14 protein-coding genes are annotated in these 23455 nt (G+C 72.8%); 5 read left to right on the top strand and 9 right to left on the bottom strand.

From position 1 onward, the window contains the following. Window positions 1-119: 119 nt before the first annotated feature. From AC07FK_RS28360 to AC07FK_RS28400, 9 genes are all read right to left on the bottom strand, one after another. Window positions 120-848: a 4'-phosphopantetheinyl transferase family protein gene (locus AC07FK_RS28360; protein ID WP_479107793.1), complete on the bottom strand. Its 729-nt coding sequence runs from the start codon at window positions 846-848 to the stop codon at window positions 120-122. 29 nt (window positions 849-877) lie between these two features. Next, window positions 878-2275, bottom strand: coding sequence for an MFS transporter (locus AC07FK_RS28365; protein WP_479107794.1), 1398 nt, complete (start codon window positions 2273-2275; stop codon window positions 878-880). Beyond that, window positions 2272-2670, bottom strand: a complete 399-nt coding sequence (locus tag AC07FK_RS28370) for a hypothetical protein (RefSeq protein ID WP_479107795.1) — start codon at window positions 2668-2670, stop codon at window positions 2272-2274. The genes AC07FK_RS28365 and AC07FK_RS28370 overlap by 4 nt, the downstream gene beginning before the upstream one ends. A 167-nt stretch (window positions 2671-2837) precedes the next feature. Next, on the bottom strand, window positions 2838-4121 hold the full coding sequence (locus AC07FK_RS28375) for a glutamate synthase-related protein (RefSeq protein WP_479107824.1): 1284 nt from the start codon (window positions 4119-4121) through the stop codon (window positions 2838-2840). Between the two features lie 11 nt (window positions 4122-4132). Then, window positions 4133-5128 (bottom strand): asparagine synthetase A, encoded by a 996-nt coding sequence (locus AC07FK_RS28380; protein WP_479107796.1) that lies wholly within the window; start codon window positions 5126-5128, stop codon window positions 4133-4135. A gap of 34 nt (window positions 5129-5162) precedes the next feature. Then, a complete protein-coding gene (locus tag AC07FK_RS28385; RefSeq protein WP_479107797.1) occupies window positions 5163-6548 on the bottom strand; it encodes a methylaspartate mutase in 1386 nt (461 codons plus the stop codon). Continuing rightward, window positions 6545-6985 carry a cobalamin B12-binding domain-containing protein gene (locus AC07FK_RS28390; RefSeq protein WP_479107798.1) on the bottom strand — a complete coding sequence of 147 codons (441 nt, stop codon included), beginning with the start codon at window positions 6983-6985 and terminating at the stop codon, window positions 6545-6547. The genes AC07FK_RS28385 and AC07FK_RS28390 overlap by 4 nt, the downstream gene beginning before the upstream one ends. A gap of 191 nt (window positions 6986-7176) precedes the next feature. Continuing rightward, window positions 7177-7383 (bottom strand): MbtH family protein, encoded by a 207-nt coding sequence (locus AC07FK_RS28395; RefSeq protein WP_479107799.1) that lies wholly within the window; start codon window positions 7381-7383, stop codon window positions 7177-7179. Continuing rightward, window positions 7380-13409: an amino acid adenylation domain-containing protein gene (locus AC07FK_RS28400; protein WP_479107800.1), complete on the bottom strand. Its 6030-nt coding sequence runs from the start codon at window positions 13407-13409 to the stop codon at window positions 7380-7382. Before AC07FK_RS28400 ends, AC07FK_RS28395 begins: the two co-directional genes overlap by 4 nt. Before the next feature lie 391 nt (window positions 13410-13800). Between AC07FK_RS28400 and AC07FK_RS28405 the strand changes: the two genes are divergently transcribed. The 5 genes from AC07FK_RS28405 to sbnB all read left to right on the top strand — a co-directional run bounded on the left by AC07FK_RS28405 (window position 13801) and on the right by sbnB (window position 23374). Beyond that, window positions 13801-15309 (top strand): glutamate synthase subunit beta, encoded by a 1509-nt coding sequence (locus AC07FK_RS28405; RefSeq protein ID WP_479107801.1) that lies wholly within the window; start codon window positions 13801-13803, stop codon window positions 15307-15309. Between the two features lie 139 nt (window positions 15310-15448). Further along, window positions 15449-17971: a Pls/PosA family non-ribosomal peptide synthetase gene (locus AC07FK_RS28410; protein ID WP_479107802.1), complete on the top strand. Its 2523-nt coding sequence runs from the start codon at window positions 15449-15451 to the stop codon at window positions 17969-17971. 17 nt (window positions 17972-17988) lie between these two features. Continuing rightward, a complete protein-coding gene (locus tag AC07FK_RS28415) occupies window positions 17989-21255 on the top strand; it encodes a non-ribosomal peptide synthetase (RefSeq protein WP_479107803.1) in 3267 nt (1088 codons plus the stop codon). Window positions 21256-21290: 35 nt separating this feature from the next. Continuing rightward, on the top strand, window positions 21291-22307 hold the full coding sequence (locus AC07FK_RS28420; RefSeq protein ID WP_479107804.1) for a TauD/TfdA family dioxygenase: 1017 nt from the start codon (window positions 21291-21293) through the stop codon (window positions 22305-22307). Then, on the top strand, window positions 22304-23374 hold the full coding sequence (gene sbnB, locus AC07FK_RS28425) for a 2,3-diaminopropionate biosynthesis protein SbnB (protein WP_479107805.1): 1071 nt from the start codon (window positions 22304-22306) through the stop codon (window positions 23372-23374). The genes AC07FK_RS28420 and sbnB overlap by 4 nt, the downstream gene beginning before the upstream one ends. The last annotated feature ends 81 nt before the right edge of the window (window positions 23375-23455 follow it).

Consider the following 23455-nt stretch of genomic DNA (forward strand, 5'->3'; position numbering starts at 1 on the left):
CCAGCCGAGGAGGTGAGAAGAGGGCACAAAAAAAGAAAGAAAAAAGGGGGGGAAGGGGGGGGGGGGGGGGTGGGGGGGGCCCCCCCCCCAGCCCCCACCGGCCGTTCAGCAGTCGCCCGTCACCCCGTGCCGGCCGGCGGATCCGCCAGGGCCAAGGCGGCGTGGTGGCCCTCCGGGGCGAGCACGTCGCTGAGGGTCCAGCCCGGCGGTGAGGCCGGGTCCGGACCGGACCCGACGTAGTCGGCGGCGGGGTCGGCGGAGAGACCGACGCCGGTGCCCTTGAGGTAGGCCTCCTTGCGCGTCCACACCCGGGTGAAGGCGGGCGGACGCTCGGAGGCGGGCAGGACGGCCAGTTCGGCCGCCTCCCTGGGGTGCAGCACATCGGCGGTCTCGGCGATGGCCGCCGCGTCCGGTTCCGGTTCCACGTCCACGCCCACGGGAGTGGACGCGAACGCGAGCAGGCTCAGACCCTCGCAGTGCGACAGGGAGAAGTGCAGGGCGCCGCCGGGCACGACGGGCTTGCCGTGCGGCTCGTCGCAGTGCGCGCACGGAGCGCGCTCGACGACCACGTCACGGGCGGCCATGCCCAGATACGCGCCCAGCAGCCGGCGCAGCGCCACGTGCGCGCACACGTACCCGTCCCGGTCGGCGGACCGTACGAACTCCGCGGCGCGGGCCAGCTCCACGGAGTCGAGGGTGCCGGGGGCGTGCCGGGCGGCATGCGCCCGGTACGCGGTGGTGTCCACCAGCCACAGTCCCGGACCCGTCGAGGTCAGAGCCGCGCCGGCGGGGCCTGCGCCGGACAGCCGGCGGGGTACCAGCAGCCGTCCGGTGGTCAGTGCGGCCATGTCGGGTGCCTCCAGTTCGAGTGGTCGGATCACGCGGGGGCGGCGACCGGGCTGTCGGCCGTACCGGGCGCGGGCTCTTCGCGGGGCCGCCCGGCCGGGCCGCCCGGGGCCGTCTTTCCGGCGGGTCGCCGGTCTTCCGCCTCGGCCGGGCCCGCGGCGCCGCTCTCGTGCTCGAAGGACGTGTCCGGGTCCCCGGCGGTGGGCTTCTGCCGCAGCGCGAGGAAGGCCGCGACCGGGGACACCGCGGCGATGGCCCCGCACAGCAGCCACGTCTGCTGTACGCCCAGCACCAGCGACAGCGAGCTGAACAGGGCGATGGACAGCGGAGCGGTGCCGATTCCGGCGAGCGAGAGGGTCGACATCGCCGCCCCCATCCGGTCCCGCGGCGCCGCCTGCTGATAGAGCGTCACGATCGCGGGGCCGTTCAGCCCGGACAGCAGGCCGACCGCGGCGGCCACCGCTGTGAGCGACAGCGGCGTAGCCATCAGTGCCATCACCGTGATCCCCACGGCCAGCCCGGCTCCGGTCACGACCAGTCGTACGAACACCGGGATGCGGTGGGCGAACGCCGCCCCGAGCGCACTGGACGCGAGCGCCCCGACGCTGAACGCCGCCAGCACCATGGCCACCGCCCCGACCCCCCAGCCGCGCTGGTGGACGAGCAGCGGCAGGGCCACCTCGGCGGGCCAGCTGAACGCCATGTCCAGGCAGAGGGAGGCGATGAACATCCAGCGCAGTCGCGGATGCCGGGCCAGGAGACGGAATCCGTCGCCGGACCGTCGCAGCAGCGACGGGCCGCCCTTCTGACGCGGGGGCCGGGTGAAGCCGTGGGTGACGTACAGGAGGCAGCCGAGCCAGACGGCGCCGGTGGCGGCGGCCGCCGCGAACGCCACCCACAGCTCGCCGACGGTGATCAGCCAGGCGCCGGCCGGGGTGCCGAGGATCGGGGCGACCCTGAGCACCATCGCGTAGGCCGAGTTGGCGCGCGCGAGCTGGTCGCCGCTGGCGAACCGCGGCAGCAGCACCCCGGAGGCCGGGCCGGCCAGCCCGAGCAGCATGCCCTCGACCAGGGCGATCAGTACCAGTGGCCACAGCTCGTGGGTGGTGGCCGTGACCACCGCGCCGGCCGCGAGCAGGGCGGCGCGTGCGCTGGTGGTGCGGAGCAGGACGAAGCGTGGTCCGAGCGTGTCGGCGACGGCCCCGCCGAAGATGAGCATGAGGGCGCGCGGCACGGTCGCCGCAAGCATCAGAAGAGTGACCGCCTTGGTTCCGCCGATCTGTACGGCGGTCCAGTTCATCGCGATCAGGAGGCCGAAGCTGCCCAGCTGGACCGCCGCCTGGCCGCCGACGAGCGCGCCGACCCGGCCCCAGGGAACGGGGCTGGGTGCCTGGGCTGCGGAGGGGGGCGCGGGTGAGGTCGCGGTCATCGGGACTTCCTTCGGGTGGCGGGCGTGGTGACGGGCGTGATGGCCGGTCTGGTGGCGGGCGTGGGAAAGGCGGCGCTGACGGCGTGTACGCCGGCCCGCTCGGCGGCGCGCGCCAGCGTGGCCGGGCCTGCCGGAGTGCCGAGGACCTGGAGCGCCAGGCGGCCGCCGAGATGGGCCCGGCCGGTACGGGCGAGCCGCCGGGCGGCGCCCAGTGCGGCGGCACGGGCCGCGACGGCCGGGGCCCCGGGCACCACCGTGACGCCGGGGAGCGGACCGTCCGGCAGGAACCGGGCCCGCACGGCGAAGCCGGAGCCCGGCCGCCCGGGCAGCGGCCCCCGGTCCGACGACCGGCCCAGCGGCACGGCAGCCACCCGGCCCGGGCCGGTGCCGGTCACCGCCGCGTGGCCCGGTGGTTTCGCCCGGGGCCGGCTCCGTGCCGGGCGGGCGACGGCCGCCGGCGCGCCCCGGCGGGCCGACCGGGTTCGCACCCGGGCCCGGACCGGCCCCGGTCCGGCGGCGGGCGGCCCCCACCTCCCGGCGCCGAGCCGGTCGCGCCGCCGGGTCATGGCCGGGGCCCCGTCGGCACCGTGGCGGGCGCCGCCTGGCCGGTGGTGGCCGCCGGCCAGAGGTCAGCCCTGCTCAGCGCGGACGGACGGTACTGTCCCAGGGCGCTGACCAGCAGGCGCAGTTCCAGCGCGAGTGCCTGTGTCAGCCGCTCCAGGCCGTGCTCCGGATCCTCGTCCACGGCGAGCAGGGCCGCCCGGCCGAGACCGACGGCGGTGGCGCCCATGGCGAGCGCGCGCACCGCCCGGCCGCCTTCCCACATGCGGCCGGAGGCCAGCAGAGTCGCACCCTCGGGGCGGTCGATCAGGCCGAGGCAGGCGGCCAGCGGCAGTCCGACTCCGTCGAGGAACACCCGTGGCGCCCAGCCGGTGCCGCCTTCCGCACCGTCGACGGTGACCGCGTCGGCCCCGGCCGCCCACGCGGTCGCGGCGGCGGCGCCGATGTCCCGGCCCGGGTGGAACTTCACCCAGGTGCGGGCGAGCGGGAAGTTGTTCCGCATGAACCGCAGTTGCTGACGGACGATCTCCTCGGTGAACGTGCCCGGCGTCGCGCAGCGCAGCCGTGCCCCGTCGGGCCCGAGCTCCTCGCCGAGCGTGAACCGGCCTGTGGCGGCGAGCCGTTCGGCCTCTGCCGGAGCGACCACGGTCATGCCGCCCAGGCCGGGTTTGGCTCCCTGACCGACCTTCAGCTCGAAGCCGAGCCGGCCCGAGTCCCGCAGGGCACGCGACGCCGGATCGCTGTACAGGAGGTTCCACACCTCGGAGTCGGCGTCCTCGGTGGACTGCTGCACCACGACGCCGCCCGCGCCCTCGGCCGCCGCCTCCGTGTACGCCTCGACCCGGGCCAGCAGGACCGAGCGGTAGCCGTGCACCGGCACCATGTTCTCGCCGACGACCATCGGGATGCCCAGCCGGCCCGCCTGCCGGGCCGCCGCCACCGCCAGGTCCCCGCTGCCGGCTCGGGTGGAACCGAAAGCGGAGAGGTACAGCGGCAGTTCGCACGAGAAGCCGCCGATCGCGGTGCGCAGGTCCACGTCGCCGTGGCCGGGCTCCCGGCCGAGTTCGATCAGCTGCTCCAGCCGCCGCGGCATGAACACCGGTGGAACCAGGCGCAACGCGTCCAGCTCGTCGGGGACGGCCGCGGCGACGGGGGCGGTGGCGGTGCCGTCGTGGCCGGCGCCGAACAGCCCGCTCCCGTACTCACCGGCCGGCGGGAAGACCTCCGCCGCGCCCCGCCGGGCACGGGCCCGTACCCGTTCCTCGGGGAAGCCGCCCGCCGTCATGGACGTCGCGTTCACGGCGCGATCACCCCCGGCAGCTTCGGGTAGGCGCTGACCTGCCACAGGGCGTCCAGACCGGTCAGGAAGCGGACCAGGCGCTGCAGACCCATGCCGAAACCGGCGCTGGGGGCGAGCCCTTCGCGTGCCAGCTCCAGGTACCAGGCGTACTTCGCCGGGTTCTCGCCGCTCTCGCGCATCCGGGTGACGATCGTCGCGTAGTCGGCCTCCCGCTCGCTGCCGCTGACCAGCTCGCCGTAACCGCCGTGTGCGATGAGGTCGAAGTTGCGCAGTACGCCCGGCCGTGCCGGATCCTCCCGGTCGTAGAAGCCGCGCGAGCCCTTCGGGTAGTCGTTGACGAAGAAGGGGCAGCCGGCGTCCAGCGACAGGATCCGCTCGGCCTCCCAGTCGATCTCCGCGTCCGGGCTCTGCGCGTGGCCGAGCGCGGCCAGCCGGGCGACTGCCTCCTCGTGCGTGCACACCTCGAACTTCCCGGCCCGCAGCTCGTCGAACTCGCCCTCGCTGCGCCCTAGTTCGCGCAGCACGTCGGGCACGGCCGTCCACACGTGCTCCACCACCCGGGTCAGCAGCCCGGCGGCCATCTCCTGCACGTCCTGCCGGCTCGCGCCGGCCATCTCCACGTCGATCTGGTGGAACTCCACCAGGTGCCGCCCGGTGCCGGCGGTCTCGGGCGGCTCCACGCGGACGTTCGGGGCGATGTAGAACAGCCTCGGGAAGCCCTTCAACGACGCCTGCTTGTAGAGGATCGCGCTGGTCATCAGCTTGTACGGCCGGCCGTAGTAGTCCACGTCGAGCGCCTTGGCGCCCCGGCCGCCCGGATCGGTGACCGGGCCCACCAGCGGGGGAAGCAGCTCGGTGAAGTCCTCGCCGCGCAGGAACTCCCGCGTCGCGTACAGCGCTTCCTGCTGGACCAGCATCGCGGCCCGCAGACGCGGCGAAGCCAAGTGCTCGCCGAGCGGGGGAGGGGTGGGGATGGTGGGTGTGTGTTCCATGTCGGTCGACTCCAGACGGTCGGGAAGGGGAGGGTCAGTGGGTGACGGGGGCGTCGTAGCGGGCCGCGACGCCGTGCAGCGCGGCCAGCAGTCCGTCGGACGTCAGCGGGGTGCGGGCGCCGCCCGGCGCCAGGTATGGCGGGACCGGCATCGCCCCGGTCTCCGCCCAGCGCAGCCGGCCGCCGGCGTCGACGAAGCTGCGGGAGCGGCCCGCGTTGTCGGGGTGCAGGCAGTACGGCACGTCCAGTACGCCCCGTGCGAAGGCGGTGCGCAGGGCCCGCCCGAGGTCGGCCCCGAGCTCCAGCACGGCCTCGACGAAGGTCCGCGCCTCGCGGTACACCTCGCTGTCGGCGGCCTCGGCCGGGTCCGGTGACCCGCCGGCGGGCCACGGCTCCACGAGCGGCCGGCGGGCTGCCAGTTCCGCGCCGGCGGCCGCGGTCCGCAGGGCGCGTACGTTCTCGCGTACGGTCGGGATGCGGTGCGCCTCGGCCGCCGTCTTCACGATCAGCCGCTGCGCCCCGGCGTGCACCGCCAGCCGGGCGGAGTCCTCCAGCAGGCGGGTCGCGCCGTCTTCGGTCCGGGGGAACACCCCCATGTACGTGTAGAGCACGACGTGCCGTTCGGTGTCCGGGGGCAGGAACTCGGCGGCCAGCCGGTGCAGGGCCCGTACGGCCTCGGCGTCCTGCGCGAAGTCGGTCTGCTGGGCGTAGCTGAGGGAGACGCTGCGGATGCCGTGCCGGGTGAAGAACAGGCCCTCCAGCAGGCTGAGCGCCACCAGGAGGCCCGGCGGGCAGAGCTGTCCGAGCATGCAGCCGCCGAAGCTCTCCACGTGCGGCATCCGGGGAGCGGGCGCCAGCGTCGCGAGGAGTTCGCAGGCCCGTGCCCAGTTGGCCACCGACTCCGCGAGCGGGGTGCGGCCGTAGGGCAGGCAGTACGAGACGGGCCCGCCCTCGGTGGCGTCCAGGCCGGCCGCGGCGAGGGCCCGGACGATGGCGTCGGGCCGGGACGATCCGTGCCGTACCTGCACGGGGAACCCGGGGCCGAGGATGCCGTCGAGCATGGCGCGGGTCCGCTCCGCCGGGTGGGCGGCGATCGGGTAACCGTTGAGCGCGACGCCCTCGGCGAGAGCCGCCCGGGCCGCCGCGTGGTCGCCCACCCGGGTGTAGCTGTCGATGGTGAGGGTGCCGACCGTGGCCGCCGCGACGCCCCGGGTGCCGGCCAGGCCGGCCCGCATGCGCTTCGGGTCCGCGAAGCCCATCCGGGGCTGGACCACGAGCCTGCCGGCCGCCGCGGCCCGCGCGACGAAGGCGCCGAACGAGACCGGCCCCGGCCGGTGCGGCCCGGCGGACCGGTGACCGGAGCGGACGTGGTCGTCCCGGCGGTCCGCCGGGGCCGCGAGGAGTGCGCCGGCCGGACTCATGCCACGGCCCGGGGCGCTGCCGTCGCCGGTGCGGCGGCGAGCGCGGCCGTGAACGCGCGCAGGGCCTCGACGTCGCCGTCGTCGAAGACGGCGTCGCAGCCCGCCTCCAGGAGCAGGGCCCGCCGGGTCCGGTCGGCCCCGCCGGCGACCCCGAGCTTGCCTCCGACGACCACCGGGACCTGAACTCCGGCGGACCGCAGGGCGCGTACGGCGGACAGCCCGTCGCGGTAGCCGTGGCCGTTGACGCTGCTGATGACGACGAGCTCGGGCCGGGACTCCGCACAGGCCGCCACGAGCAGGTCGTCGGGAACGCACGGGCCCAGGCCGGTCACCCGGTGCCCCTGCTCCTCCATGAACAGCTGGAGGTAGACGAGATTCCAGGTGTGGGAATCCGATGCCGTACCGGCCAGCAGTATCTTCAAACTCCGTCGTCGCATGCCTGAAATATAGGAACGCCGAAGAGAGGAAAGGGGAAGTTGCGGCGGCAGAAGCGGGTGGAATCAAAAAGGCGCGAAGGATCCGGTGGCGGCGTGCGAACTCCCGGAAAACGCCGAGCCGCGGTCCGGAATTCTCCGGACCGCGGCTCTCGGTCTTCCAGGAACACGCCCCCGGGCAGGGGGGCGCGGGCTCAGGCGTACTGGGCGAGCAGGCTCTTCGGCCGGATGTCGGTCCAGTTCTCCTCGACGTACGCCAGCGCCTCTTCCCTCGGGCCGGCCCCCCACACACTGTCCCAGCCTGCGGGGATCTCGCTGAACGCCGGCCACAGGGCGTGCTGGCCCTCGGCGTTGACCACCACGTGGAAGATGCCCGCGGTGTCGTCGAAGGGATTAGTCATGACAGACTCCTCAATTTCTCGGAAAGGATACGGCCGATCAGTGCAAGGGGTTCGGGTTCGCCCATCCTGGTATGGATGACTCCGACGGTGTGCTTTTCGAGCGTTCCTTCCACATAGGGGATCCAGGATTCGGAAAGGGTGTTCTCCGGGGCGCCTTCTGCCTGGGCCGCGAAGAACAGCATGTCCGTCTTCACCGGCCGTGGCGCATAGAGGTTCATGATTTCCGCGTGGTCGATGGACGCGCCGATCACCGAGCGGATCTCGCCGTCGGAGAAGCCGCCCAGCACCGGGTCGGTCTCCCGCACGAGGCCGATCAGGGCCGCCACGTCGAAGGGGGCGTCCTCGGGCTCGTCGGCGGCGTCGCCGACCAGCATCTCCCGCTTCTGCGCGGGCGTCATCCGGCGGCGCTCGGGCTCGGTGGGCAGGAGGTGCACGTCCATCATCGCCAGCAACTCGGTCTGCTCGCCGAGTTCGGCCAGCCGCACCGCCAGAGCGTGCGCGACGGTTCCGCCGAACGACCAGCCGAGGAAGCGGTACGGGCCGTGCGGCTGCACGCGCCGGATGTGCTCCAGGTAGTCCTCGGTCATCTCCTCGACCGTCTCCGGACTGTGGCCGAGCTCCGAGAGGGCCCGCGCCTGGATCGCGTAGAGCGGCTGGTCGGGACCCAGGTGCCGGGCCAGTCCGACGTACGACCAGCCCACGCCCGTACCCGGGTGGATCGCGAACAGCGGCCGCCGCGTGCCGCCCGGCTGGAGCGGCAGCAGCACCCCCATCGGATCGAAACCCGACGGCTCGTCCGCGAGCAGCCCGGCCACCGTCGGCGTGCGGAACAGGTCCCGTACGCCCCGCTCCAGGCCCAGGGCGGTACGCATCCGGCTCACCAGCCGCACCCCGAGAAGCGAATGCCCGCCCAGGGTGAAGAAGTTGTCGTCGATGCCCACCCCGCGCACCCCGAGGATCTCCTCGAACAGCGTGCACAGCACCTCTTCGCGCGGGGTCCGCGGCGGGCGCCCGGACGGCGCCGCCGCCGGTGCGGGCGCGGGCAACGCCTTGCGGTCCGGCTTGCCGTTCACGGTCAGCGGGATCTCGTCCAGCAGGACCGCCGCCGCGGGCACCATGTGCTCGGGGAGCTCACCGCCCGCCCAGCGCAACAGGTCCTCCCCGGTCAGGGAGTGGCCGGCACGTGGCACCGCGTACGCCACCAGGCGCTTCCCGCCCGGCCCGTCGTCGAAGACGACCACCGCGACCCGCCCGACGCCCGGGTGCCGGGCCAGCGTCTCCTCGATCTCCCCGGGCTCGATCCGGAAGCCGCGCAGCTTGATCTGGCCGTCCGCGCGCCCCACGAAGCGCAGTTCACCGCCGGCCGTCCAGTGCACCAGGTCGCCGGTGCGGTACATGCGGCTGCCGTCGGCTGCGAACGGGTCGGCGACGAACCGCTCCGCCGTCAGCCCCGGCCGGCCCAGGTAGCCGCGGGCCACCTGCGTGCCCGCCAGGTACATCTCGCCGGCGACTCCCACCGGAACCGGCCGCAGACGCTCGTCCAGTACGTACACCCGGGTGTTGTCCAGCGCGATGCCCAGGAACACCCCGGGCAGGGTGCGGCAGCCGGTGTCCAGGCGCTGGTGGTGCGAGGCGAACGTGGTTTCCGTCGGACCGTAGCTGTGCACCAGCACCGTGTCCGGGCAGTGGTCCAGGACCCGCTGGAGCGCGGCCGGGGAGGCCACGTCGCCGCCGGTCCACACCTCGTCCAGCAGCTTCAGCGTGTCGAGCCCTTCGTCGGCCATGATGTGGAACAGGCCCATGGTGAAGTAGGCGGCGGTCACGCCGTGGGCGCGGATCGCGTGGTCCAGCTCGGCCAGGTCCGTGCCCGATCCGGGTGCGAAGACCAGCTCGCCGCCGTTGAGCAGCGGCACCCACAGCTCGTACGTGGAGGCGTCGAAGCCGATGGCCGAATGCACCAGCATGCGGCGGTGGTTGCGGTGGTCCCAGCAGCGGTCGGTGACCAGCTCCACCACATTGCGGTGGGTGACACCGACGCCCTTCGGCCGGCCGGTCGAGCCCGAGGTGAACATGACGTACATGAGGGCGTCCTCGCCCACCGGCACCCTCGGGTCGGTGCGCCGGCAGCCCGGCACCGGTGTGTCCGCCGACAGCACCCGCACCCCCGCCGCCAGTTGCCGGGCCACCGGGGCCGCGTCCGCGTACGCCTCCTGGGTGACGAGCACCAGCGCCCCCGTGTCCTCCATGATCATGGCGATCCGGGCGTCCGGCAGGCGCGGATCCAGCGGCACGTACGCCGCCCCGCACTTCAGGGCGGCCAGCGCCGCCACCAGCAGGTGCGGGGTGCGGTCCAGCAGCAGCCCGACCGCGCCGTGCGGCCGCGCCCCGGCCTCGATCAGCCGGTGCGCCAGCGCGTTGGCCCGGGCGTTGAGCTCGGTGAAGGTCAGCGTGTCCTCCTCGTACCGGACCGCGACCGCGTGCGGAGTGCGGCGTACCTGCTCCTCGAACCGCTCGTGCAACAGGCCGGGCAGCGAACGGGGCGCCGCGGTGGCGTTGCAGCGCACCAGGATCCGGTCCGCCTCCTCCTCGGACAGCAGCGGCACGTCACCGATCCGCGTCTTCGGGTCGGCGGCCACCACCCGCAGCAACCGTGCCACGTGGGCCGCCAACTGCGCCGCGGTGGCCGCGTCGAAGAGGTCAAGGGCGTACTCCAGGACCCCCGCCAGGCCGGCCGGGGTCCCGGAGGCGTCCCGGGTCTCCCGCAGCGCCAGTGTCAGGTCGAACTTGGTGAACCCCGACTCGGCGGCCAGCGGCGTGCCGGCCAGCGGGGAGTCCTCGTCGGCGGCCCGCTGGGCCGGGTGCACCTGCACCATCACCTGCGTCAGCGGGTGGTGGGCGGTGGACCGGACAGGGTTCAGCTCCTCCACCACCAGGTCGAAGGGGAGCTGCTGGTGGGCGAACGCCGCCAGGTCGGTCTCCCTGACCCGCTCCAGCAGCTCGGCGAAGGACGGATTCCCCGAGGTGTCGGTGCGCAGGACCAGCGTGTTGACGAAGAACCCGACCAGCTCGTCCAGCGCCTGGTCGTCCCGGCCCGCGACCACCGTGCCCAGCGGCAGGTCCGTGCCCGCGCCGTGCCGCGTCAGGACGGCGGCGAGGGCGGCCTGCACCACCATCAGCAGGGTCGCCCCGTGCTCCAGGGCCAGCGCCTCCAGCCGGGCGTGGGTGTCCGCGTCCAGGCCCGGGACCGGCGTGGCCGCGCCCCGGTGCGAGGCGTCGGCCGGCCGGGTCCGCGCGGGCGTCAGCTCCAGCACGGGCGGGGCGCCGGCCAGCCGGTCCCGCCAGAACGCGGTCTGCTCGGCGGCCGCGGGACCCGCCAGCATCCGCTGCTCCCACAGGGTGTAGTCCGCGTACTGCACCGGCAGCGGCCCCTGGGTGGGCGCACCGCCGCCGAGGCGGGCGGTGTACGCGGCGGCGAGATCCGCCAGCAGCGGCCCGGCCGACCAGCCGTCGGCCGCGATGTGATGCACCAGCAGCACCAGCGTCTGGCCGCCCCGCTCCGGTTCACGCCCACCGGCCCGCGCCGGCTCGGGCGCGCTCTCGATCAGCCAGGCCCGGAACGGGATCTCCCCGGCCAGGTCGAACACGTGCCCCGCCGCCGCGTCCACGGCGTCCGCGACGCCCTCCGGGCCGGTCCGTACCACCTCCAGCACCGGCCGGACGTCCTCCCGTACCTCCTGGTACGGCCGGCCGTCGTCCGCCGGATACACGGTCCGCAGCACTTCGTGCCGTTCCGCCGTGTCGGCGAGCGCGTCGGCCAGCACGGCCGGATCCAGCGGCCGGTCCGGCCGCAGGACGAACGGGATGTTGTACGAACGGCCCGGCCCCTCCAGCTGGTCGACGAACCACAGCCGGCGCTGCGCGTACGACAGGGGCAGCCGCTTCGGCCGTTCGGCGAGCGGCACCGCGGCCAGCGCGGGCCGGCCCCCGGCGGCCGCACCCCCCGTGTCCTGCGCCGCGGCGGCGATCCGGCCCGCCAGCCCGGCGGGGGTGGGCGCGAGGAACAGGTCCCGCAGCCGCAGGTCCACCCCGAGTACGGCCCGCACCCGGTTCATCAGCCGTACGCCCGCCATCGAATGACCGCCGACGGCGAAGAAGTTGTCGTCCGGGCCGACCGACTCCCGGCCGGTGATCTCGGCGAAGACACGGCACAGGGCGGCGACGGCCGCCGGATCGGCCCCGCCGTCGCCCCCAGCCGGCGCGGTCTCCTCCAGGGAGACCGAGGTACGGGCCGGCCGGGCGTCCAGCGCGGCCCGTTCGGCCCCCGACAGCAGCGCAGCCGAACGCACGGGTGCGTCCCCGCCCTCGGCGAACCGGGAAAGGGCCCGTACGTACACGTCGAGCAGCAGCCGGGCCGTGGTCGCGTCGAACAGGTCCTCGGCGTAGGTCCACCACACCGTGAGACCGCCGTGCCCGGGACGGGCCACGCACGTGACGGCGAGATCGAACTTGGCCACGTCCAGGCCCGTCTCCTCGTACCGGCCGCCGAGCGCGGCGCCGACGCGCACCGCCCGGGGGTCCGCGCCGGGCTCTTCCTCCTGTACGGCCAGCGTCACCTGGAACAGCGGGTTGGCGCCCGGCGCGCGGCGCGGATTGAGGAGTTCCACCAGCCGGTCGAAGGGCAGTTCCTGGTGGGCGTACGCGCCGAGCGCGGCGTCCCGGGCGCGGGCCACCAGCTCCGCCGGGCCCGCCTCGCCGGACACATCGGTGCGCAGCACCAGGGAGTTCACGAAGAAGCCGACCAGATCGTCGAGTGCCTCGTCGGAGCGTCCGGCCACCGGGGTGCCGACTGCCACGTCGGGGCCGCCGCCGCAGGCGTCCAGCGCGGTGGCGAGCGCTGCCCGCGCCACCATCAGCAGACTGGCGTCCGTCTCGCCGGCCAGCGCCGCCAGCCGGGCGTGGGTCCCGCCGTCCAGTGAGGCGGTGAGCGTGCCGGCCCGCCCGCTCGGCGTGGCCGGCCGGTGCCGGTCGGCGGGCAGGTCCAGCAGGGGCGGCAGCCCGGCGAGGGCGTCCCGCCAGTACGCGGCCAGGGCGGTGTCGTTCTCCAGCAGCTCCTGCTGCCACAGGGTGTAGTCGGCGTACTGCACCGGCAGCGGCTCCCAGCCGGGCCCGTGCCCGGCGAGGCGAGCGTCGTAGGCGGCGCCGAGGTCCCGCAGCAGCGGCCCCACCGACCAGCCGTCGGTGGCGATGTGGTGGGTGAGCAGCGCCAGCACGCCGCCGCAGCCGTCGTCCGGCACGAACAGGGCCGCCCGGATCGGCAGTTCCGCCTCCAGGTCGAAGGTGCCGGCGGTGAAGCGGGCGACCTCGGCGGCCAGTGCGGCTTCCGGGCAGGAGCGCACGGTGAACTCGGGGCGCGGGCGGTCCAGTACGTGCTGGCGGGGCTCGCCGGCGTCGTCCGCCGGGTAGAGGGTGCGCAGCGCCTCGTGGCGCTCCACCACGTCGGCGAGGGCCGCGTCCAGCGCCTGACGGTCGGGCACGGCATCCAGACGGAGCACCACCGGCAGGTTGTAGGTCGGGGCCGGGCCCTCCAGGCGGTTCAGGAACCACAGCCGGCGCTGGGCGAAGGACAGCGGCACCCGCTCCTCCGGAGTGCCACCCGCCCCGACGTCGACGGTGGCCCCGGCGGACAGGGCCGGCAGCAGTTCCTCCCGCAGCTCCCTCAGCCCGGCCGCCCCCAGAGCCGCGGCGGAGCCCGCGCGCAGGGCCGCCAGCAGGGCGACGGCCCGCCCGATCCCGGACGTGCCGTGGGCCTGCGGCACGTCCGTTTCGCCGTCGTCCGCGGTCCCGGCCGCCGTACCCGGCGCCCCGTCCGCGCGCAGGGCCACCGCCAGGGCCAGCTGCCCGTACGTCATCCGGCGCTCACCGTGCACCAGCGCGACCCGCTCCGGACCGGTGGCGACCTGTACGTCGAACCGGTCCAGGGGGCCGGGCCCCTGGGCGGCAGAGGCGGGGGGAGCGGTCGAGGGCATCGCGGGGCCTCCAGTGAGGAAGGGTGGGGTGCCGGATCGGGACCTCTCCCGACTCCGCGCCACCACGCTACGAGCGCCGAAGCAGCCGGGCGGGCAGTCCTCGCGGCAGCTCCGAGCCCTCTCGCTGCCGCCCCGAACTGCCCCTGCCGCCGGGCGCACCCGCTGCCGCACGCGCCGGGTCCGCGCAGACCGCCGATGCCGTGTATCACGTCCGGCAGGCGGGCGGTTTCCGCTGGTCAGATGGACGGCGAGCGGGCACCCGCCGGTCGCGGGCCAGGGTGCCCGCTGCCGGACCCTGCACAGTGCCTGTACCGGTGCATTATCGGCGTAAGGGGCATAATCTGGTGAGGGAGTCGTAATGCACTGCCGACCGGTGCTGGAGGCGGCGCGCATGACAGATCCCCACGGCTTCCTCAAGATTCCGCGCCGGCCGAGCGGGGGGCGTCCCGTCGGTGAAAGGCTGGGCGACTGGAACGAGGTCCACGCAGGACAACCGTTGCTTCCCCTGGTGTCCGAGCAGGCGCGGCGGTGCATGGACTGCGGTGTGCCCTTCTGTCACAGCGGCTGCCCGCTGGGAAACCTCATTCCGGAGTGGAACGCCTTCTCCGCGCACGGCGACTGGCGCGCCGCCGCCGAGCGGCTGCACGCGACCAACAACTTCCCCGAGTTCACCGGGCGGCTGTGCCCCGCACCGTGCGAGGACGCCTGTGTACTGGCCGTCAACGCCGACCCGGTCACGATCAAGAACGTCGAACAGGCCATCGCCGACTGTGCCTGGGAGCGGGGGTACGTGACACCGCTGCCACCGCAGCGGCTGAGCGGGAAGACCGTCGCCGTCATCGGGTCGGGACCGGCCGGTCTGGCGGCGGCGCAGCAGCTCACCCGGGCCGGACACACCGTCGCCGTGTACGAGCGCGCCGACCGCATCGGCGGATTGCTCCGCTACGGCATTCCCGAGTTCAAGATGGAGAAACGGCACCTGGACCGCCGTATCGAGCAAATGCGGGCCGAGGGCACGAGTTTTTCTACCGGCGTGCGGGTCGGCATCGACCTCGACGCCGCAGAGCTGCGGAGAGACCATGACGCGGTGATCGTCGCCGTCGGCGCCACGGAGCGGCGGGAGCTGCCTGTTCCCGGTCGCGGACTGCGCGGCGTCCATCAGGCGATGGACTACCTGACCCTGTCCAATCGGACCACGGAGGGCGACCGCACCTCGTCTTCCCTCACCGCCGAGGGCAAGCACGTGGTGATCGTCGGCGGCGGGGACACCGCGTCGGACTGCCTCGGCACCGCGTTGCGCCAGGGCGCGGCCTCCGTGACGCAGGTGGACATCAACCCCCTGCCGGGCGACAGCCGACCCGAGAGCCAGCCGTGGCCCGTGTACCCGAAGGTCTACCGCATCTCGCACGCCCATCACGAGGCGCGAGAACGCCACGGCACGGACCCGAGGGTGTTCTCCGCGTCCACCTTCCGCTTCGAGGGGGAACCGGCGGGCCACCTGCGCACGGTGCACCTGACCGAGGTGGAGCCGGCGTCCCGAAGGCCGCTGCCGGGCACCGAGCGGACGATCCCGGCCGACCTGGCGCTGCTCGCCCTGGGTTTCTCCGGCCCCGAGCGGGACAACGGCCTGTTGGAGCAGCTCGGGCTCGCGATCGACGGCCGGGGGAACTTCGCCCGGGACACCGCTTTCGCCGCCGCGTCGGCGGAGCGGGAGCGGCGGACCGTGCGCACCGAGGCGGAGGGCCTGTTCGTCGCGGGCGACGCGGGACGCGGCCAGTCACTGGTGGTGTGGGCCATCGCGGAGGGAAGGGGCGCCGCGGCGGCCGCCGACCGCTATCTGACCGGTTCCACTGACCTTCCGGCACCGGTGTCCCCGGCGGACCGGCCCATGACGGCGTAGAGAACCTGTGTGCTCGTGTGTCAACTCTCCGTGGTCAAAGAGCTTTGACAGCAAATCGGGCGTGAGTGGCATTCCGGCGGTCGACGGCGGAGACTGGGAAGTGACGCGCGACCAGAGATGTTTCTCTGCAGGGGTTGGCATGGAAGAAGAATCTGTCGAGGTTCTGACGCCTGCGCCGGACGATTCGCAGATCGCTGAGCGCGGGCACGTCGGACCGGTGACCGGTACCGAGAAGGATCTCGCCGAAGTGATGGCCGATGTCGTGCGCGTGGAACGGGTCTCGGTCGAGAGTCACTTCTTCGACGACCTGGGTGCGAATTCCCTCGTCATGGCTCATTTCTGCGCGAGAGTCAGAAGACGCGAGGACCTTCCGTCGGTCTCGATGAGGGACATCTACCGGAACCCGACGATCCGAAGCCTCGCCGAGTCGCTCGGGGAGACCGACGCCGCGCGGCCACCGGTCGCCGCGCCCGCCCCGGTGGTGGAACCGGCGAGCACGCTGCGGTACGTCCTCTGTGGAACAGGGCAGTTGCTGCTGTTCCTCGGCTATTCGTTTCTGGCGGCTATCGTCACCGCACGTGGCTACGCATGGGTCTCCGACAGCTCGGGGGCCCTTGGCACGTATCTGCGTTCACTTGTCTTCGGCGGCATCGCCTTCGTGGGCCTGTGCGCGTTCCCCGTCGTCGCCAAATGGATCCTTGTCGGCCGGTGGAGAGTCCGTGAATTCCCGGTCTGGGGGCTCACGTATCTGCGCTTCTGGACCGTCAGGGTTCTGCTCCACGCCAACCCGATGATCCTCTTCGTCGGCAATCCCCTGTACGTGTTCTACCTTCGGGCACTCGGCGCCCGGATCGGCAAACACGTCACGATCCTCTCCCGGACCGTTCCGGTCTGCACCGACCTGCTCAGGATCGGAGCCGGCACGGTCATCCGCAAGGACTCGTACTTCCTGTGCTACCGCGCGCACGGCGGACGCATCGAGACCGGCGAGGTCACCCTCGGCCGGGACGTGCTCGTGGGCGAGAAGACCGTGCTCGACATCGGCACCTCCATGGGGGACGCTGCGCAGCTGGGCCACACATCGGCCCTGTACAGGGGCCAGCTCGTCCCGGACGGTGAGCACTGGCACGGATCGCCCGCCCAGCGCACCGAAGTCGACTACGTGAGGGTCGCTCCGGCGCCCTGCGGCACGCCGCGCCGGGCCTGGTACGGCCTGCTCACCCTGGGCCAGCTGTTCCTGCTGTACATCCCGCTGACGGTGGGGGGCCTGTACATGCTGCTGAACGAGGTCCCCGCGCTGAGCGACGCGCTGGCCCCCGGCACCCTGGGCTTCACGTCGCCGGACCTGTACCTCGACGCGCTGGTCGTCTCCCTCCTGCTGTTCTTCGGCCTGGTCGCCATCGGCCTCGCCGCGCTGCTCACCGTTCCGCGGCTGCTGCACCAGGTGATGAGGCCCGACAAGGTCTATCCGCTGTACGGCCTCCACTACTCCGTGCACAGGGCGATCACGCGCCTGACGAACGTGAGGTTCTTCCTCTGGCTCTTCGGCGACAGTTCTTACGTCGTCAACTATCTGCGCGGTCTCGGATACGACTTGTCGCGGGTGGAGCAGACCGGGTCCAATTTTGGATCGGAAGTGCACCACGAAACCCCCTATCTGACCTCTGTGGGCAGCGGAACGATGGTCGCCGACGGGCTTTCCGTCATGAACGCCGAATACTCCGGTACGTCGTTCCGCGTGTCCCGGGCATCGATCGGACCGCACAACTTCCTGGGAAACCACATCGCCTATCCCGTGGGCGGCAGGACCGGTGACAACTGCCTTCTCGGGACGAAAGTGATGGTCCCTCTCGACGGGGAAATAAGGGAAGGCGTCGGACTCCTCGGGTCCCCGTGCTTCGAGATTCCCCGCACGGTGGAACGCGATGCCCGGTTCGACCGTCAGCGGACCGGCAGGAGGCTGCGCCGAAACCTCAGAGCGAAGAACCGCTACAACCTCCGCACCATGGGCTGCTGCCTCTGCGTTCGGTGGTTCCACTTCTTCTTCCTCACGGTCCTCGGAATCGCCGCCGTCGACCTGCACGGTGCACTGGGGCAATTGGTGATAGCCGTGTCACTGGTCCTCGGACTCCTGTCCACCGCGGCCTACTTCGTCCTGTTGGAGCGCGCCTTCACCAGATTCCGCCCGCTGCGCCCCCGGTTGTGCTCCATCTACGACCCGTACTTCTGGTGGCACGAACGCCTGTGGAAGGTGCCCGACCACTACTTGAACATCTTCAACGGCACTCCTTTCAAAAACCTGGTCTGGCGGTCACTCGGAGTCCGGATCGGCAGCAGGGTCTTCGACGACGGCTGTTATGTCACGGAGCGGACGCTCACCACCATCGGCGACGACTGCACGCTCAACGCCGGAAGCAAAATCCAGTGCCACTCGCAGGAGGACGGCACATTCAAGTCCGACCACAGTGCGATCGGCGCCGGCTGCACCGTCGGTGTCGGCGCCCTCGTCCACTACGGCGTGACGATGGGCGACGGCGCGGAGCTCGCCACCGACTCCTTCCTGATGAAGGGCGAGGACATGCCGCAGCACGCTCGGTGGGGCGGCAATCCCGCCGTGGAGTCGCGCGAGGACCACGGCGACCCCGCGACACGGCGACAGTGAGTGGAGGGAGAACGGGCATGCGGACCGAGGCCGGACGGACGTTCTGGACCGGCGTGCTCACCGCCGGTGGATCCACCGTGCTCCCGCGCTGGGCGCAGGATCCGGCGCCGGGGATCACCACGTACGAGGCCGCGGTCCCGGACGGCGTCCTGTCGGCACTGCGCCGGCTCGCAGAAGAGCTGGCGATGCCGTTCACCTCGGTGGTGCTCGCCGCGCACGCCAAAGTGCTCGCGGCGCTGTCCGGCGACCCCGAGGTCGGCACGGACTACCTCGCCGCCGAGGGCGGCCCGCCCTTGCCCTGCCGGCTGACGGCCGCACCGGGATCATGGCGGGGACTGCTGGTGCACACCCGGCGGGTCGAGTCGGACGTGCTGGCGCACCAGGACTTCCCGGTCGACGAGCTCAGGAACGAGCTGCGCCTGGCCGGACCGTCGACCGAGGCGGTGTTCGACCCGGTCGACGGCGACGCCGGCCTCCCCGGTCATGCCGTCCTGGCGCTCGGGGTGGCGCAGGACGGAGGGGGTTGCGCCCTGCGGCTGCGGTACCGCTGTGACGCGCTGGACGCGGACGCCGCCGGCAGGATCACCGGCTACCACCTCACCGCGCTCGCACTGATCGCCGCCGATCCGGACGCGGAGCACGGGCGGCAGAGTCTGCTCTCCGCCGAGGAGCTGCGGTTCCAGACCGAAGGACTGGCCGGGCCCTACCGGGAGCTGCCGGACCTCAGGGCCCACGAGCTGTTCGAGGAGCGGGCACGGGCCCACCCCGATGCCGTCGCGGCCGTGTGCGGCCACCGGCAGTGGACGTACCGGGAGCTCAACGAGCGTGCCAACCGGCTCGCACGGGCCCTGCTGGCCCGCGGATCGCCACCCGAAGGCGTCGTCGCCGTGGTGACCGAGCGCAACCTGGACTGGACGGCCTCCGTCCTCGCCGTCTTCAAGGCCGGCGGGGTGTACCTGCCCATCGAGCCGCACTTCCCCGCCGAGCGCATCGCGGCCACGCTGTCCCGCGCCGGGTGCCGGCTCGTGCTGACCGAACGCGGCAGCACCGCCACGCTCGACCGGGCGCTCGGCTCGCTGTCCACCGGCGGGTCGCCCGCGGTGACGAAACTCCACGTCGACGAAGCCTGTGCCGAGGGCCATGGCGGCGCCGATCCCGGCGTCCGGGTGGCACCGGACCAGGCGGCGTACATCTTCTTCACCTCCGGCTCCACCGGCGAGCCCAAGGGTGCGATGTGCGAACACGCCGGCATGCTCAACCACCTCTACGCCAAGATCGACGACCTGGAGATCGGCGAGGGGCAGGTGGTCGCCCAGACCGCACCCCAGTGCTTCGACATCTCGCTGTGGCAGCTGCTCTCCGCGCTCCTGGTGGGAGGGCGGACCCTGCTGGTCGAGCAGGAGGTGATCCTCGACGTCCAGCGGTTCGTGGACAGGATCGCCGACGGCCGGGTCACGGTCGTGCAGCTCGTGCCGTCCTACCTCGACATCGTGGTGTCCTGCCTGGAGCAGCGACCCCGCGAGCTGCCCGACCTGCGGTACGTGTCCGCCACCGGCGAGGCGCTGAAGAAGGAGCTCGCCCAGCGCTGGTTCGCGGTCGCGCCCGGGACCCGGCTGGTCAACGCCTACGGACTGACCGAGACCTCGGACGACACCAACCACGAGATCATGGACCGGGTTCCGGACACCGAACGGGTGCCGCTCGGCCGGTGCGTCCACAACGTGCGGGTCTACGTCGTCGACGAGCGCCTGTCACCGGTGCCGCTCGGGGCCCCCGGTGCGATCGTCTTCTCCGGAGTCTGCGTCGGCCGCGGATACGTCAACGACCCCGAGCGCACCCGGCAGGCATTCATGGCCGACCCGCACGCCCCGGGCCGACGCCTGTACCGGGGCGGCGACTACGGCCGCTGGCTGCCCGGCGGCACACTGGACTTCCTCGGCCGCCAGGACGGCCAGGTCAAGATCCGTGGCTTCCGGATCGAGATCGGCGAGATCGAGAACACCCTGCTGAAGGTGCCCGGCGTCGGCGACGGCGCGGTGGTCGTCACCGAGCGCCCCGACCGCAGCAGGCAGCTGGTCGCCTTCTGCACCGGCCCGCGGCCGGTCGAGGCAGGCGTGCTGCTGGACCGGCTGGGCGAGTCGCTGCCCGAGTACATGGTCCCCTCGGCCGTCCACTGGCGGGAAAGCCTGCCGGTGACCGCCAACGGCAAGACCGACCGGAAGGCGCTGACGGCGCTGGCCGGCGAACTCGACGCGGCAGGCGAGGTCCGCGGCGCGCCGATGACGCCGGCCGAACAGCGGCTGGCGGCTGCCTGGTCGCAGGCGCTCGGCGTCCCGCGGCACCGGATCGGACGGCTGGACCACTTCTTCGACCGGGGCGGCACGTCGTTGTCGGCGGTGAAACTGGCGGTCGCCCTGGACCGCGCGGTGTCCCTCAAGGACGTCGTACGCCACCCGGTGCTCGCCGACCTGGCCCGCCTGCTCGACGGCGGATCCGAGCGGTCCTCCGGGCTTCTGCAGCCGCTGTCCGGACCGGACGGCACCCGGACCGGCGCCCTCGTGTGCTTCCCCCACGCCGCCGGCAGCGCGGTGAACTTCGAGCCGATGGCAAGGGCTCTGCGGGGCAGAGGGCCGGCGGTGTACGCCGTCGAGCCGCCGGGCCACGACGTGAGCGCCGAGTGGGGCCCCTTCGTCTCGCTGGCGCGGCTGGTGGAGGATGTCACCGCCGAGATCGTCCGCCTCGGCCTGAGCGGAGTCCTGCTGTGGGGGCACTCCTCCGGTGCCGCACCGGCCCTGGAGACGGCGAGGAGGCTCGAGGAGCGCGGGGTCGGCGTCCAGCGGGTGTTCGTCGCCGCCCAGTTGCTCGGTGACTCCGCGGGCCGGTGCGCGGCCGAAGCGGAGCTGTCCGGCCGGAGCGACGAGCGGATCGTCGCCGAGTTGAGCGCGGACAGCGACTACCCCGGGCTCCGTGGACTCGACGCCGGGCAGGCCGAGCGCGTCGCCGCCGCCTACCGGCACGACGTGGTGTCCGCGCACCGCCATTTCGCGGACGTCCTGGACAGCCCGCCGGCCGTGAAGCTGTCCGCGCCGGTCACGGTGGTCGTGGCCGCCGACGATCCGATCACCGCGGGGTTCCGTGAACGGTACGGCGACTGGCAGGTGCTGGCCGACCACGTCGAACTGGACGAGCTCCCGGACGGCGGGCACCACTTCCCGCGCACCCGCCCGGCCGAAGCGGCGAAGGCCGTGCTGCGCGCCGCCGAACTGCCGGCTGCCCTGACGTGACCGACGTGAGCGACGCGAGTCGAAAGGAGAACGAAATGCCGATCTCATTCCCGGCGTCTCCGCTCGATCTCGAGCTGGAATCCGGCAAGCCCCCGGTGCTGCACGCCGGAACCACCGGCGGGACGCCGACCGACCCCGACCGCTGGGCGGCCGAGCACCGGGACGCTCTGCGGGCGCTCGCCGCCGAGCACGGTGCGGTCCTGGTACGCGGCCTGGGGCTGCGCGACGCGGACGGGACCGGCGCCGTCTTCCGGCGGCTGGCCACGGCCCTGATGCCCGAGAGGGAAGCCTTCGCACCGCGGCGGACCTACGCACCCGGCGTGTACTCCTCGGCCCAGTGGCCGCCGAACCAGCCGATGTGCATGCACCACGAGCTGAGTTACACCCTCGAGTTCCCGGGCCTGATGCTGTTCGCGTGCCTCGGCGCGCCCACCGAGGGCGGAGCGACCGCGCTGGCCGACGCGTCCGCCGTGCTGAAGGCGCTGCCCGCCGAGCTGACCGACCGGTTCGAGCGGGAGGGCTGGCTGCTCACCCGCGCCTACAACGACGACATCGGGGCGTCCGAGGCCGAGGTGTTCGGCACGGAGGACCGCGGCGCCGTGGAGAGCTACTGCCGTGCCCACGCGATCGAGTTCACCCGGGAACCGGACGGGATCCTGCGGACCAGTCAGCGCCGCAGCGCCGTGGTGCGTCACCCGGTCAGCGGCGCACTCTGCTGGTTCAACCAGATCGCGTTCCTCAACGAGTGGACGCTGGCCCCCGAGGTGCGCGAGTACCTCGTGGACGTCTACGGCGCCGACGGACTGCCGTTCAACACGCGGTTCGGCGGCGGTGATCCGATCGGCGAAGACGTCGTGCAGCTGCTCAACAAGACCTACGAGGACCACACCGTACGCGAGGAGTGGCAGGCCGGCGACCTGATGATCGTCGACAACGTCCGCACCGCGCACAGCAGGGAGCCCTACGAGGGACCCCGCGACGTGCTCGTCGGGATGGCCGACCCGGTACGCCTGGCCGACTGCTCGCCGGCCGTGGAGGTGACCACCGCATGACGACCAGGGAAACCCCCGCCATGGAATTCGCCCTGCGCGAGCCGGTCGACGTGCCGGCGTTCGCCGTCGTCTCCGGCGCCCAGGTCGAGGGCGTGCTGCAGGGGCGCGAGAAGCAGATCGTGCAGCTGGTGGAGGCGACGTACCGGCTGCACGACACCGGCGACTGCGTGAACCCGCCGTCCTACTTCCTGCGGCTCCCCGACCGCCCGGCCTCCCGGATCATCGCGCTGCCCGCCTCGATCGGGGAGCCGACGCGGGTGGACGGCGTGAAGTGGATCTCCAGTTTCCCGGAGAACGTGACGGCCGGCATCCCGAGGGCATCGGCGGTGCTGATCCTGAACGACCACGCCACCGGTTACCCGTTCGCCTGCCTGGAAGGCTCCATCATCAGTGCCACCAGGACAGCCTCCTCGGCCGCCCTGGCGGCCGAGTGGCTCAGCAACGGCCGGCCCCGTCCGACGCGCGTCGGGTTCGTCGGGGCTGGCCTCATCGCTCGCTACATCTACGACTTCCTCGCAGCCACCGGCTTTTCGTTCGACGAGGTCGGCGTGCACGACGTGTCCGCCGACAGCGCGGCCGGACTGCGCTGCTACCTGGAGCAGTCGCGGACCACCGGCCGGATCACCGTGCACGACAGCGCCGAAGAGCTGATCCGCTACAGCGACTTGGTGGTCTTCGCCACCGTCGCCGCGCAGCCGCACGTCAGCGACCCGTCGTGGTTCGATCACAACCCGCTGGTGCTGCACGTCTCGCTGCGCGACCTGGCACCGGAGATCATCCTCGACTCGTTCAACATCGTGGACGACGTCGAGCACTGTCTCAAGGCCGACACCTCGCCGCACCTGACCGAGCAGCTCACGGGCAACCGGGACTTCCTGCACGGCACGCTGGCCGACGTGATGGACGGACGGGTGACGGTCGCGAGGGACCGGCCGGTCGTGTTCTCACCCTTCGGCCTCGGGATTCTCGATCTCGCGGTGGGCAAGTACGTCTACGACGAAGTGGCCCGCGCCGAGGAGTTGCACGTCGTCGACGACTTCTTCCACGAACTGCGGCGGTACGGATGAGCGGCCGAGCGCCGCCCCCGCCTCCACGCTCCGGCATCCCGCGAGGAGTCCCATGAACCACTGTCGCCCGAGAGTTCCGCC

Source organism: Streptomyces sp. NPDC046122, from assembly GCF_056429965.1.